Source organism: Paenibacillus sp. Mc5Re-14 (genome assembly GCF_001049835.1).
GTDB classification, from domain to species: domain Bacteria; phylum Bacillota; class Bacilli; order Paenibacillales; family Paenibacillaceae; genus Paenibacillus; species Paenibacillus polymyxa_C.
The window spans coordinates 5578644-5593531 of record NZ_CVPD01000001.1; the positions used below are offsets into that span (position 1 = coordinate 5578644).

The following is a 14888-nucleotide window of genomic DNA, read 5'->3' on the forward strand; positions in this document are numbered from 1 at the left end:
GTAAAAACAATTGTTTTTGTCCAGAAAATACTAGAAAACGTTTTCCGGGGTTGATTATACTCTCCTTATAAACCAAGGTCAAGCGCTTTCTTTGCTCTGGAATCTTTGTTAAACTCAATAAACAATTCAATAAACTGATATAATTAATTCAATCCACTTTGAGAAACTTTTTCTAAATAAATACTTGCTTGAAAGTCGGTGTGTACAATGAAAATGACTATAAAAGATGTGGCTCGAATGGCCAACGTCTCCATTTCAACGGTTTCCAGAGTAATCAATAACAGCCAGACGGTGAACAGTGAAATACGCAAACGAGTTCAGGATGTCCTTGAAGCCACTCAATTCCGTCCAAATGCCATAGCACGGACACTGGTAAAGAATGATACATCTCTGATTGGGGTACTTCTGCCCGCGATTAAAAACAACGTCTTTGATGACATGGTTGAAGGCATCAATCAAGTAGCGCACCTATACGGCTTCGATGTCATAATCGCCTTGTCAGGGGGGACGAGGATTCTGAAATACACTATTACAATATGTTCCGTGAAATGCAGGCGAGCGGAATTATTATATCGGTAAGCGAAATCCGGGATGCGCTATTTGCGCTCATTGAAGCGGCGGGAATTCCCTGCATCCTTGTCGGACGGGATTTTCGAGACCAATCCATTCCTTCCGTGCATGTTGACAACATAACGGCTGCTTTTGAAGCGGTAACTTATCTAATTCAGCAGGGGCATCAAGATATAGCGATGCTGCAGGGACCAGCGGGGGATATTTCAGTGGGCAATCAGCGTTTTTTGGGCTATGAACAGGCATTGAAGACCGCTCACCTGCCAGTACGTGCCGAACGTGTGTTGGAAAGCGGCTTTTCAGTTGAAGACGGCATAAACTCTATGAGAAAACTTTATCATTCAGGCCCATTGCCTAGTGCGGTGTTCTGCGCAACGGACCGAATTGCCATAGGTGCTATGAACTTTCTGGCCGAAAATGGTGTGAAAATACCTGAACAGGTCTCCTTCTTGGGATTTGACGACATTGATATGGCTACAATAATCCGGCCTAAATTATCAACTGTCCGATATTCAGCATCCGAACTGGGCATGGTTGCCGCCCGCAATCTCATTAAGCTTATTAGAGGAGAAGAATTAGCAGCTGTCCACTGGTCCATATCGCATCAGTTAGAAATTCGGGACAGCATTACAAAACATGGAGTATCCTAACCTTTGATGCTCCTACGCGGTTACTGGAAGTGCTTAACCGGTTGGGATGGTCTTTTCAGCGAATCCGACGCCGAATAATGGAAACGTTCTCTTGTGTTTTTCCAAAAGGGTATGATTGAGGATACGCAGAAACCAGGCTCGGTTTAGTCGGCTATCATGTAGGTGGGCATTTCCGGGGAAAGTCGCCATTGCCGAAAAGGTTGCCTTCTAAGTCACTACAAGGACTCAGAAAGCAACCTTTTCATCAAGTTATTCAGCTTGCCAGATATCTTTCAATTTCCAGTATGTCAACTCATTTACTAGAGCCTCTCCGCGCTCCGCTACGAGTTCTATGCCTAGCAGTTTTTCACTCGGATAGATGCGACTTGTCATCGTAGCTTGCCCTTCATTCGCAAATATTTCAATGGATGAGCGATCCAGATATACATGTAACGTCAGCTGCCCCTCTGCACTTAAGGCTGTTTGACGTACTCCATCCGTCTTTTTGCCCGAATTAGAACAATCAAGCATAAGTTTCTGACCCGCGATAGAATAAGTGATAACCGTTTCCTCCTCACCTATTCCGCGAAGTCTCAAGCCTACCAGGTCTGCACTTGACTTCGTCAGGTCGAACACGACCTTCACTTCAAGCAGATCCGCTTCAACTTCCGTTAAGTAACTTCCAGAAATAGCGCGATATTGGTACAAAACCTGTTCGCTTTGACGAAGCAACTTCATTTCCTCTACTGGATTCATCAGTAATTTATTATTGGCACCCAACGTAATTACACGTGGGATCGTCAGCGCTCCGGACCAGCCGTCTGCTTTCGTCGGCATATCCGATTCCCACATATCCATCCAACCAATCGCAATGCGGCGATCTTGATCATCTAGAAAAGTTTGAACCGCATAGAAGTCATGACCATTATCCAACTCGATGAACTCTCCATGTTTATATTCATTACTATCATAATTATATTCGCCAACATAATATCCCGTCTGGAACAAGTTATTGTACTTATCTCCTTGTGCATCAATACCTTGTGGGGAGAACATAAATATATGCTTACCGTTCAGTTCAAAGAAATCAGGGCACTCCCACATGAAGCCCATATTCTTATCTCCCTGCAGAAGCACACCATGATAGGTCCAAGTTCTAAGATCAGGAGATGTATATAGAATAACACGCGGCAGATCTTCTTTCGTGCTGTTACCTAGGATCATGTACCATGTATCCTCATGCTTCCATACCTTCGGATCACGGAAATGCTGTGAGCTATCTGTCGGAGGTTCAGCGATTACGGGATTCTGCCTTAGTTTTGTAAAATGAATGCCATCTGTGCTTACTGCCACATTTTGATTTTGGAAAAAGATATTGCTTGGTTGATCAATATAGTGATGACCAGTATAGATCAATGTCAGTTCGCCGTTATTATCTACTGCGCTTCCTGAGAAGCAACCATCAAGGTCACACGCATCTCCAGGCGCTAATGCAATCGGACAATGCTCCCAATGTACAAGGTCTTTACTCTTCACGTGGCCCCAATGCATTGGGCCCCAGTTCTCATCATAAGGATGATGCTGATAGAAGGCGTGATATTCACCTTTGAATTGAATTAACCCATTGGGGTCGTTAATCCAGTTGGCCGGTGCCATAATATGATAACCTAATCGGTATCGCTTGTTCATTTTCGCTTCTGCTTGTTTTAATGCTTCCTCAGCTTGCTTCGTGTTGTTAATATATGTGCTGTTCATTTGTCTTCCTCCTATGCTGTTTTAATATGCTTGTTAGGCTTGGGTTCTAGCTTTTTCGGTTCTTTCTTTAAGGTAAAGATTGAGATGGTTGTAAAGGCGAATACGAAAACACCCATAATTACGTACGTATTTGCAAAGCCTCTAATGTCATAAGACATACCGGCGATTGGCGAGAAAATCGAAGCTCCTACCTGACTCGTAAACTGGTATCCCACCAGATATAGGATCGAAGACAGACGCGTATCGAAATTAGCAGCCAAGTACTTAAATACGGCGATCAGCATGATTGGCAGTTCCAATGCGTGAATCAATTTCATAGCTGAGATTCCATAAGGTCCAATAACTAAGCCTGAACCCATGATCCGGAACGCCATCAAGAACCCTGCCAATATCAGACCCTTTTTTGCTCCAATTTTGTTGACAATGAAAGGCGCTAAGAACATCATGCCTGCTTCCAAGAACACTTGTAGGGAATTTAAGTAACCGTAAACTTGATTGCCTAATGCAACCGTTGAGAACGTCGATGAAAAGTAATTCGGGAACTGCTGGTCATACACATTGTAAATACAGGTAACACCAAGAACATATAAAATGAAGAACCACAAATGCTTATTTGCAAACAAATGGCCGATTTGCTTAAAGTTAACGGATTCTGCTCGCTCCATCTCGGAATCTGTCATTTCAACTTTAATTGTCATCATAATGATAAACAGAACGACAGCAGATATTGATGCAATCCAGAAGTTAATGTTAGGGTTGATATTGAAGAGTTGACCAGCGAAAAATGTTGCTGCTGCCCAACCTAGTGAGCCCCACATACGAGATTTTCCGTATTCAAAGTCATATTTTCGGCTGACTTTCTCGACATAAGATTCGATGGCTCCAATCCCTGCCAAAAAAGCAATACCCAAGTATAATCCACCTACAATGGCGCCGAGAAATACATTGTATTGAAGTAACGGTCCATAGATAAAGATATAGAAAGGACCCACAAATAAGAGTAAAGAACTGATTAGAAATAAAATATGCTTCTTCAATCCGATTTTATCAGATATATAGCCATAAAGCGGTTGCATACATAGCGCAAAGATAGCGTTTACAGTAAAGATAACACCTGTTTCAGCGCCATTCAGACTGATTTCTTGCCCTAGCCAGATGGAGAACAATGAATAACTTGCTGACCAAGTAAAGAAAAAAAAGAAGAAATAGGCACTTAGTTTCCAGTACATGCTCTTTGACTTTCTCATATCGAACGCTCCTCTAGTTGAACATTTAATGTAAATGAAAGCACTTTCGTATTTACAGATCGATTATATGTCAACCGCTTTCATATGTCAACCGCTTGACATATCTTCAAAAGAAAAAGAGCTCTCCTCTTTGATTTCAATTACTCTAATAAGGATAGCCCATCTTATATCACAATGCTAAAAACTATGGAAATTGTGTTAAGCTGTACTAGCTTCAATAAGTTTCACTGGTAGATAGGTTTCTCGCGGGACATCACTGAATCCACCTTCAATTTCTTTAATAAGTAACTCTATGGAAGATCTCGCGATTTCCTGTATTGGTTGCTGAATTGTCGTTAATTCAGGGAGAAGATTGCGGGTTGTTTCAGTTCCGTCATATCCAATTACGCGGATATCTTCAGGAACCCGTTTTCCTCTTCTTCTTGCTTCAGCAATAAAAGACGCAGCCACCATGTCATTACTCGCGAACAATCCATCTACTTCAGGATGTTCATCGAGCAAGCGTTTAATCGGTTCATTGTGATTCTGTTGGTGAAAGGGATCATGTACTTCATAGGTAATTGCCTTTCGACCATACTGCTCCATCACATCTTCATATGCTTTTCTTCTTAAGCTTGCTGGTGTTTCCAATTCAACAGGGCCATTTATGTGAAAAATATGCTTGCACCCCTTTTCAATAAGCAGTTCTGACGCCAGTTTGCCACCCAAATAATTATCTGATCCTACAACTGGGATTGAATCGGATAGGAAGCGATCGATCGCAATGACGGCAATATTCTTCTGTTCATAATTTACGATACCTCGGTTGTGTGTACCGACGATAATACCGTCAACTTGATTTCGCATAAGCATATCGACATAAGATTCTTCTTTATCCAGCTGATTTAAACTGTTACAAAGCAACAGCTTATAGCCTAATGACGCACAAATATTCTCTATATGGAAAGTCAGCTCTCCGAAAAATGGGTTGCTTGTAGTTGGAATGATTAATCCTATCAGATTTGTTCGTTTACTAAATAATGACCGAGCTACATCATTAGGAAAATAATTTAGCTCCTGCATCGCTTTATGAACTTGATCCTTTGTTTCTTGACTGATATAGCCACGATTGTTAAGTACGCGAGAAACCGTGGTCGGTGAAACTCCAGCTAATTGTGCAACATCGTTAAGTTTTGGTTTCATTGTTTCAACCTGCCTTCTCTCCATGCCAAGTCTCCAAGTATCCTATTATTTTAACATGGTTAAACGTGAAAAAACATGTCTCCAGCATTACGTGCTGTATATGCATCGAGAATATTGTATACACATTAGCTCTTCCATTCTGCTCATATAAGCTTTTAACAAGCGTTTACATTTAAAGTCATCCCATCAATGAATTGGCTGAAGATGCTTCCAAGTACTAAGTTACCCTGCTTTCCCTCGTGTTCGATAGCGCCAAGGCGTTTTGAGATATTCTATTATAATAGCCGCTCCTGAATTTTCAGGAGCGGCTACACGCTTAATTTATATTGATTTTAAATCCATCCCCTGCTTGGCCACCCAAAACGATCAAGCCCCCTTGGGGCAGAACAACCGAATTGTTATGGCTGGCAGTTGAAAAATCTACAACCGCTCCGTTTTCATCATAGACAGCGAACCCTCCACTTGTTGGAACATCAACGGTCATCGTTTTATGGGCTACGTTTTTATCTATTTTAAACCATATGGCTTGGCCATTGGATGGTATAGTGTACTGTGATTTCCCTCCTAGGATAGGTTTAATAGCATCCTCACTGATGTAGGACTGTCCATCTATGGTTAAATACTCTGAGCCATCCTTGGTAGTAAAATTCAAATCAAATGCATCTCTTCCACTCATAACTGGAATTTCAACGGCATTAACAGCTTTATTCTCATCCACAATTTTAGTACCACTTGCGTATCCCTCATGATCAACAGATATTTTTTTCGTAATAAATGATGGAGCCAAATAAAAAATAGAAGATATCTTTTCATCCAGGGCATAATAATTTTTCCCGTTTCTATGTTCCCATGCTTTTTTAACTGTAGTATTTAGAGGATTGGCATCAAGCTTTTGATATTCATAATTTACCATAACCATTTGACCTAATCCCGGAAAGTTTAAATAGAAGTTAGCCTTAATATACGTTTTTCCGTTTTTTTGTTTCTCAAAGCTTATGGCTACACTGCCATCACTGCTTTTGAATGCTCCATTGCCTGCATACACATATTTTTGCGCCGGGACGAGTCCATCCAGAAAAGCTGGTAACTCAAACTCTCCATTTTTAATCTCTACATTGATGGTTGTACCCACAGTGCCATATAATCCAGAATAAGAAAGCAAGTCAGATGGCATTTCCACTTTTACAGGAGGTTCAAATCTTTTATCCGGTAGAATGTCTTTAATGATGCCCTTGTCTTTTAAATGCTCCAATAAAACATTAGAAGCAAAAATACTATCCAGGATGGAAGACCCTCCAGATGAAAGCACAGCCATAGAGATATGATGCTCTGGTAGGGTGATCAAGACAGAGTGATACAAAACAGTGTCTCCCCCCTTGGACAACGCAGTTATTCCGTAATCACTAAATGGTGCCAAACGAACCGCGTCCCAGCCAAGGCCATAATTAAAGCTGTTTGTCTCTTCAGATACCCATATTCCTTTTCGATATTCATGGCTTTGCATGGACTTTGCTGATTGTTCAGATAAAATATCAGTTCTATTCCCTGTTAATACTTCTGCAAACTGGGTCAATTCTTCTGCGGTAGAGTATAAGCCCCCCGTCCCGATGACATTGGCATTTTCAACGGGTAAGGCTCCCTCAATCGCAGGAAAATAAGTTTTGGACAGCTTTTGTCTATCAAACTGATCGAGTGGTGTTTTCGTAGAGTTCAAACCCAAAGGGGCACTAACATGCTTTGCCAGAAATTCGGTATAACTTAGACCACTCACCCGTTCAACCAATATTTCAAGCAATTGAAAACTATCATTACTATATACAGAATATTCGCCGGGGTTGGATTTTAAAGTTTCTGATTGTAATCTCAGCAATAGCTCATCATGATTTTCTGTATCATTGTCATTAAATAACATACTATTTTTATAGTGAGCACCGTAAAGGCCTGACGAATGATTTAACAGCATACGCGGTGTAATTTTTTTGTATCTTTCATCAGCCATTGTAAAGTCCTTAATGTATGTTGTTAGTGGCTGATCAATATCTACCTTATGGGCATCTACCAGCATCATCGTTGCAGCAGATACAAACATTTTGCTTGTAGAGCCTATACCGAACATCGTATCGTTAGTGATTGGCTCGTTGGTTGCTTTATTCTTTACACCCACGCTATCCGATAATACGATGTTTCCATGGTCCATAATGGCATACTGCACACCGCTAACACCGTATTTGGATACCAGCTCCGAGGCCAGATTACGCGCCTTTTCCTTAATGGGTTTAGGATTGTCTTGAGCAAAAGCATTCGTCATCGGCAGTACAATAAGCATAGCCGAAATGAACACAGCTATTATTTTCTTCATTCCATATTTCCTCCTCTTATAGGTTCCCAGATTTTATTTCTGGACTGATCATACAATGAACGAGGATTCTTTATAGCAAAGTCACCCTAAAACGAAAAAAACAATCCCTAAACAGCATGACGTTTAAGGACTGTCCTTATAAAATGGGATTAAAACCATATTATTGAATATTTTATTTTTCGTTTCAATGATCATGTTTCCACCGTATTTGTCACATATTCTGGATATATTCGTTAAGCCAATACCATGAATATCCGGGTTTGATTTTTGACTATGCAAATGGGCAACTTCATTCTCCATATGATTCAGAATGTGAATGAAAAGCGCAGATTCATTGGAATGTATTTTAATAAGAATGTACCTATCATCCGCAATTTTGATCTTTTTAGATGCTTCTATGGCATTATCCAGCATATTGCCCAGAGCGACGCACAAGTCATAACGTTCAATATTTACTTTCTGTGAGTATAGGTTGAGCTGGGTATCCACCTTGATGCCATTGGCCTGAGCAATATTAAGACTATTTGTGACAAGAGCATCTATAACCAGATTACCGGTGTTAACCCTCTGATAGGCTCCTTCGATTTTATTTAATGTGACCTTAATATGTTCACTTGCCTCAGCTAATTCATTTCTCTTGATACATTCGTCAATATACAAGAACTGTTGGTGTGTGTCGTGAATGATTCTTTTCATATTTTTAAAGCTGTGAACCGTTTTTTCGTAGTTAGCATCTTGGTAGTCCATCTGATGTTGTAGTTGAGCATTTTCATGCATTAACTGGAATTTTTCAATGACATTATCGAAGATGTATATGATAAAAACATTTAAGGAAATAAAGCCAATAATAGATACAAAATAATACATATTCTTTTCACTATAAACAGATAAAACATTGACCTGGTATATACTTATAATAGGAACGATTAGAAATAAAATGTAATAACGGGCATGCAAAGGGAAGGTTCTGCGTTTGGCAAATAATCGTATAATCTGAATGACAGCAAACATGATAATACAGCTGAGCAACATAACCTTAGAAAATATCAAGTGATCTTGACTGCTCAAATGGCTAAGGTTGCTAACTTTAACAGAGTCTACAGTATATAAAATATAAAGAGATATAAAATTAACGATGGTGATCAACACAGCATAAAGGATGGAAAAAATGATCTTTGTCTTTATTTCCACAGTATAAGACTGGGCCAAGCTAAATATGACAAATAACGCCAAAATGGAGGAAAACGTAGGAGACAGATAAACACTTAAATATAAAAAATTCAGCAGCCCGAAAATAATGAAATACATCATTCTGTTCGGCTTTCGACTGGACTTATCAAAAACCGAGTTGAAGTAAAAATTCACCTGAAAGCACATCACCAAGACAACACATAGGTTAAGAAACAGGTAGTTATATTCCATCATATTAATGCATCTTCATGATCATAAATTTGGTATATAGATCTTTAACTTCTTTTATTTTAGAACGTCCAATAGGCAACTTCACATCATTTGACATCAGAACATCACCGCCAGCAAATTTTTTGACATGAATTAAGTTTATAATAATCGAACGATGAATTTGCAGAAAATTATATTCCTTTAATGCTAAAGCATAATCTGAAAGAATCCCTTTGCTATCATAGGTTTGTGTAGAGGTTACAAAATGCAGTTTGTTTTTTATGGTCAAGCTTTTGACCACTTCAATACTAATGATATCATCATATTTTAAAAGCACTTCTTCATAAGCTGACTTGATGATAACGAATTTTTTATCAAGAGATTGAAAATACTGACACAGTTTTATCATTTTTTCTTCAAAGATATGGGAAGCAATCGGTTTTATTAAGTACTGAAAGGTAACTACGTCAAAGCTTTCTAGCATATATTCGGGATAGCTCGTTAAAAAAATGATCTGTTCATCAAGGTGATGTAAACTCCTTATTTTTTGAGCTGTTTGAATTCCGTTCATGCCGTTCATTTCAATATCCAATATTAAGATATGGAATGGCGATTCATGGTTTAAATAATGAGCTACCAGCTGTTCTCCAGAGTTGAATAACTCAATTTTAAATTCTATATTTGTTTTGATGGATAAAGCAATCAGCATATTTTTAACAAGCTCTCTTTGCTTGTACTCATCATCGCAAATAGCTACTCTATACATAAATGCCATACACCTCTTCCCCATTGCATGTTGCGTGGAATTATAGTCTGAACAGTATACAATATTTTAATATTCTATACATAGCTTTTGGATAAAACGCAAATTCAAATCCCTTAAATGCGAGTTATTGTGTAAGAGCACAACTTGTGATTTATTAGGAGGGTAGGAATTGATGTATTAGCAGAGCGACGACTTTCACACATAAGCCTTATTGGAGGAATTTATGGAGAACAAAAAGTATAATTAATCAATTCATCTATCTGGATATTATAAAAATTAGTAAGCAAAGTAATGTAAGTGTTAAAGAAATTAAAGCCTTATTTGCTAAAGCCGATACTAATTACCTTAAACTTTACTTAGAGCAGAAAAATGAAGAAATTTATAAAGAAATAAAGAAATTAGAAGAACTTAATAAACGAATAGAAATATTAAGGACAGCTATTCATTCATCTGAAGATGAACTTATGAACAATGGATTTAACATTCAGACATTTGAAAACAGATCCTTTTTAAGTTTACCTACTCAAGGTGGACTGACTTTTAGCTTAAAGTTTGTATTCATAAATAAAATTTGTATTTTCGAGTTTGCCGATAGGTAGATTAAATACAGTTACCGCTTCATCAAGACGGACAAATCCATTATGGTCATAGAATCCATAGTTACTCATTGTGTCTGTATACACATAAATTTTAGTTGCTTTTGTATCTCTTAAGTAAGAGATGAGTTCATTGAATAATTTTTTCCCTATCTTTTTTCCTCTACATTAACTTGCTGTATGCCTCATTAGTCATAGAGGTGAGTTCAACAAATACTTTTCGTTCTATGTCATTTAGATTTAAGAGTTGTAGTAATTCACTTGTATAATCTTCCTGAAGCATTCTATAAGATGTTGTTTCACCAACTCTTGAACCAAAAATTACACCAATGACTTCTCCATCTAATGTAGCTACTCTTCCAAAAGTACTTTTATTTATTATTGGACTTATGAACATCATTGTAACTGCTGCATTTATCACGCCCTCATCCTCTATAAAATCCTTTGCGTTCCAAGTATCCGCAATAATTGCTTTAATAGGTTCTATATCTTTTTTTCTAATGTCTCTAATAACTAAGTTGATTTTGATTCCTTCTTTTAATTGATTAGCTTACAAATTGAGTTTAATGTATCCCCTAATGGGGAGAGTCAAGTATTTAATGCAATGCTTTTTTTCAACTAACCGTTTAAATAGTTATGTTAGACTGGTGAGAACCAAAAAATGCCGGACTCTATTACAAGGAGTCCAGCATTTTCAGGTGAAACTCATATAAATCTTTATGTTCAAAGGAAATAATTGATTGCTTTATGGTGCTTATATTTTCTGAGCTATTGAGGGTATTTCAGTACGACTCAAGCCAATCTAACTCAAAATCAATCAACAATACACCTGTTATAGAAATACTTAATTACTTAGAGAAAAATTATATGACTTGTACTTTAATTTCCACAGCTAAGCATTTCAATTTTCATCCAAACTATCTAAGTAATTTAATTAAAAGAACTACCAATAGATCTTTCTCAGAAATTATATTACTTCAAAAGTTAACTAGAGCATCTATCTTACTTGAAAAATACTTAAATCCTATTTATGGGATTGAAAACGAAATAGGTTATAACACCAAAAGAATTTCGAGATAATTCTATTTCTAAATCTATTCAAAAATTTAAGTAAAATCACTTATTTTTTTGCAGTTTTTCATAACATCATTATGTTAACTAAAAAATCCCCTAGCGGGTCTATTCAGCTATCTCCCCCTGAACACGCAAAAGCAGCCCTACAGGGCTGCCTCTTCTGCTGTAATCATACTAATTGCTCGTATATTTTACCCAGTCATATTCGGCATACAACGGATTGACTCCGTTATATGGACCTAACCAGCTATCTACTCCGGTGCCATTCCATAAATTCATCATAATTTGGCCTGGCGTTTTCGGTATGTTCGTAGTTGCCGTATGCTTTAGAACCCCGTCAACATACCACTTAATGTATCCTGGCTGCCAATCGAATGCATAGGTGTGGAAGCCACTTGATGCATCAAAACCCAGATCGACAACCTTCTCATGACCACCGACCCCGTTTGTATAATAGTTAAATTGCACTTTTGTTGTGTCTTTTCCTAAAAATTCAATATCTATTTCATCCCATTGCGTGCCATTAGCAGGTCCCGTATATGTGAAAAAGGAAGATACGATTCCTGTATTTTTAGCAGGCTTCATGTTGACCTCGTATAAGCCATATCTGTAAGTATTCTTCGAACGATACTCTCCACCGTCAAATTTATTATACGCAGAACTCGTTAAGCTAAGCTTCATTTTGCCATCGTTAGTAAAATTGACATTATTGGCACGCCAAGTGCAATTAAACATGTCCCCATTGGAATATCCATCTGCCTTTTGCCATGTACTCGGATTATAATAACTTAATGGTTCCCAGAACACATTCGCCGCAAAAGCGCTTACCGAAAAAAACAGAGAAACTATACCCGTGATCACCAGTGTAAACCAATACTTCTTCTTCATAAATACACCTCCAAGAATAATTTCAAATATGAACAAAGTTGTGGAATACGTTTCCAGCAAACGCGATACAGTCTGCCGAAAACCAATTAATAGAGCATTTCACCCGCCGATTGCGCTCGTTTGGAATAACAGGCGGATCTCTCGATTTTACAAAAGGTCCAGAACAACTACTGTTTCGACGAGCGATCATAATGAAAATTCAATGAAATCCACGTAGGCATCCCAAGTGCCGTCATCGCTCGTCAAGGTGAGTTTGATCTCCTGATCTCCGATAGCGTGAGTAATATTGGACAAGGTTTTGACAGTTGGTGTTTTACCTGTGAAATTGAAGGAACCTACAGTTGTTCCTCCAATAACCAAGTCCACCTTGGCCGTACCAGCATTGCTTGAAGCCCCCCGCACTGAGATATTATGCGTAGGGTTGGCAAAATACTGTGAATATGAAGCGTAGTCAGCATTGGCATACAAAGCGACCCCCTCAAACGGTGCGCTGATCTTGCCTGCATGAGTGCCGCCAATATTCATATTCTCGGCTTCAACCTTTGTTACCGTATTTTCCCCCGTGTTGGGAGTGAATTGCCAGGCATCCAAATTCAACAGATTACCGTTACTTGACCCGGTAAACACCAGATAAACGTTGTGAACTCCTGTTGCATTATTGATCGTGGTCTCTACTTCTCTCCAGGTTTGCATACCTCCAGTTGATGGCACTTTCAAGGAACCGACTAGAGGACCTGTTTCACTGTCAAGCCGTACTTCAATATTGCCACCGACATTTGTGGCCACATTAGCTTTGAACGTCTTCGCTCCGGTAGAGCCAAAATTAGCCTTTCCAACAGCGATCCAGTCCCCATTATGGATGTTGGTCACATTCAGATTGCCAATCGGGCCGCCGCTGGCTTGCGTGGGTTCGGTCGCAATGCCTGCTTGCCAGGCAATGGTCTCCGCTTCAACTCTGGTATACGGGTTCATATTGGATAGCTGCGCGATTCCTGTCATATTCCCTTGCACCTCAGAGATGCTTCCGTCCTCCTTGTGCACCAGCTTATTAATATGCGGAGAGCGATAGCCTTTTCCATCTCCAATTTGAGCTTTGCTGACCGTTTGGGCATGGTATACGACATACCATTCATTCTTGAAATTAAATACAGCATGGTGGTTGTTGCCGCCAACGCCGAAGAACGTATACGGATTTTTCAGGAAATGACCTTTATAAGTGAAGGGACCCATCGGGTTGTCGCTAACCATATAGCCGATTTCACCAGCAGGGTACTGTGGAGGGTGTGTTCCGGCAAAGTTGATACAGTACGAATAGTAGTATTTGCCGTTGTACTTATGAATACCGGAATCTTCAAACAGGTAAGGAGCATCTATAGTGGTGGCACTTCCAATAACGCTTGTCATATTTGCGCCTAATTTGATGACTCTGGCGGTTTTCGGATTTGCAATGGAAGCCGGATCGGATTCATTAGGAATTCCGCCACCGCTATACAGGTATCCCGTGCCATCATTATCTACCAGTACAGCCGGGTCAAAAAGCCAAGTCACGCCAGCCATCCCAGGTGTACTATGTGTCACAAGTTCTTTGCCAAGGGGATCTGTCCAAGGTCCGATAGGCGTGTCCGCTGTCAGGACACCAATACCTGCTCCCCCATTGGCGAAATATAAAAAGAACTTGTCTCTGCCATTTATTTTTTTATGCGCAACTGCTGGAGCCCAGGAGTTAGAGGCCCATTTGGCAATGCCTCTTCCACCGTTTTTGTTGTTGGCACCTGCGACTGGTATCGTTCCGTGATCCGTCCAGTTCACCATATCTGTGGAGGATATGACCTGGATACGATCCAGCTTACTAAAGTCGTTCTCTTTAATCGATCCATCCTTGTTATACACGTACGTATCACTTGACATGTAAATATACACTCTTCCATCATATACCAATGAATACGGGTCAGCTCCCAATTTGTGATCCATTAGAGGATTGGAATTTCCAGGTAGTTTAGCCAGTGGTCGATTGGCAGCATCTACATTTAGCATGGGAAAGACACTCAGCAATAAAGCGAAGGAAAGAAATAAAACTAGACATTTTCTAATCATAACATAACCTCCGTTTTTTATATGGTCTAAAGCCGAGCTATCCGTAAATATATCAAATTTATGGATATGCTCAGACCTTTACCCGTAAGGAGAATGACGTGAAGAATGGTAAGAGATAGAATTGTTTTGAAATCGCTTACAAAGTATTGTTTGGAAACATTCTACAAGAGGAGTCACTAAATACTTATCTCTGTCCTTATGATGTCAGTATTAATTTAATAAAATATAGAAATATAAAAAATTGAGTATTAATATGTAATTGGATATAAAATAATGGATTTATTTGGGATAATCATACCATACTCTATCAAATATAACAATATCATT

Annotated in this window: 12 protein-coding genes; 2 read left to right on the forward strand and 10 right to left on the reverse strand. The window is 39.1% G+C overall.

Going from position 1 to position 14888, the window contains the following annotated elements:
- Nucleotides 1-237 precede the first annotated feature (237 nt).
- Both BN1546_RS28140 and BN1546_RS24995 read left to right on the forward strand, forming a co-directional pair.
- Entirely contained in the window at nucleotides 238-579 is a 342-nt protein-coding gene (locus BN1546_RS28140) for a LacI family DNA-binding transcriptional regulator (RefSeq protein ID WP_255305548.1), read from the forward strand.
- Entirely contained in the window at nucleotides 549-1220 is a 672-nt protein-coding gene (locus BN1546_RS24995; RefSeq protein ID WP_255305549.1) for a substrate-binding domain-containing protein, read from the forward strand. The genes BN1546_RS28140 and BN1546_RS24995 overlap by 31 nt, the downstream gene beginning before the upstream one ends.
- A 249-nt stretch (nucleotides 1221-1469) precedes the next feature.
- Here the strand turns inward: BN1546_RS24995 and BN1546_RS25000 are convergent, their stop codons facing one another.
- The 10 genes from BN1546_RS25000 to BN1546_RS25050 all read right to left on the reverse strand — a co-directional run bounded on the left by BN1546_RS25000 (nucleotide 1470) and on the right by BN1546_RS25050 (nucleotide 14561).
- A complete protein-coding gene (locus tag BN1546_RS25000) occupies nucleotides 1470-2954 on the reverse strand; it encodes a glycoside hydrolase family 32 protein (RefSeq protein WP_090739107.1) in 1485 nt (494 codons plus the stop codon).
- Nucleotides 2955-2965: 11 nt separating this feature from the next.
- Nucleotides 2966-4201 (reverse strand): MFS transporter, encoded by a 1236-nt coding sequence (locus BN1546_RS25005; protein WP_090739108.1) that lies wholly within the window; start codon nucleotides 4199-4201, stop codon nucleotides 2966-2968.
- Between the two features lie 198 nt (nucleotides 4202-4399).
- Nucleotides 4400-5383 (reverse strand): LacI family DNA-binding transcriptional regulator, encoded by a 984-nt coding sequence (locus BN1546_RS25010; RefSeq protein WP_025677743.1) that lies wholly within the window; start codon nucleotides 5381-5383, stop codon nucleotides 4400-4402.
- 316 nt (nucleotides 5384-5699) lie between these two features.
- Nucleotides 5700-7742: a serine hydrolase domain-containing protein gene (locus BN1546_RS25015; RefSeq protein ID WP_090739109.1), complete on the reverse strand. Its 2043-nt coding sequence runs from the start codon at nucleotides 7740-7742 to the stop codon at nucleotides 5700-5702.
- Nucleotides 7743-7865: 123 nt separating this feature from the next.
- Complete coding sequence (locus BN1546_RS25020; RefSeq protein ID WP_090739110.1) at nucleotides 7866-9167, reverse strand: sensor histidine kinase; 1302 nt, start codon at nucleotides 9165-9167, stop codon at nucleotides 7866-7868.
- A 1-nt stretch (nucleotide 9168) separates the two neighbouring features.
- Complete coding sequence (locus BN1546_RS25025; RefSeq protein ID WP_090739194.1) at nucleotides 9169-9909, reverse strand: LytR/AlgR family response regulator transcription factor; 741 nt, start codon at nucleotides 9907-9909, stop codon at nucleotides 9169-9171.
- 545 nt (nucleotides 9910-10454) lie between these two features.
- The gene (locus BN1546_RS28415) at nucleotides 10455-10658 is read right to left on the reverse strand and encodes an N-acetyltransferase (RefSeq protein WP_369690605.1); all 204 of its coding nucleotides are present in this window, start codon (nucleotides 10656-10658) and stop codon (nucleotides 10455-10457) included.
- Nucleotides 10659-10668: 10 nt separating this feature from the next.
- Nucleotides 10669-10926 (reverse strand): hypothetical protein, encoded by a 258-nt coding sequence (locus BN1546_RS28145; RefSeq protein ID WP_255305550.1) that lies wholly within the window; start codon nucleotides 10924-10926, stop codon nucleotides 10669-10671.
- 827 nt (nucleotides 10927-11753) lie between these two features.
- A complete protein-coding gene (locus tag BN1546_RS25045; RefSeq protein ID WP_013371213.1) occupies nucleotides 11754-12467 on the reverse strand; it encodes a beta-glucanase in 714 nt (237 codons plus the stop codon).
- A gap of 186 nt (nucleotides 12468-12653) precedes the next feature.
- A complete protein-coding gene (locus BN1546_RS25050) occupies nucleotides 12654-14561 on the reverse strand; it encodes a carbohydrate-binding protein (RefSeq protein ID WP_090739111.1) in 1908 nt (635 codons plus the stop codon).
- Between the last annotated feature and the right edge of the window lie 327 nt (nucleotides 14562-14888).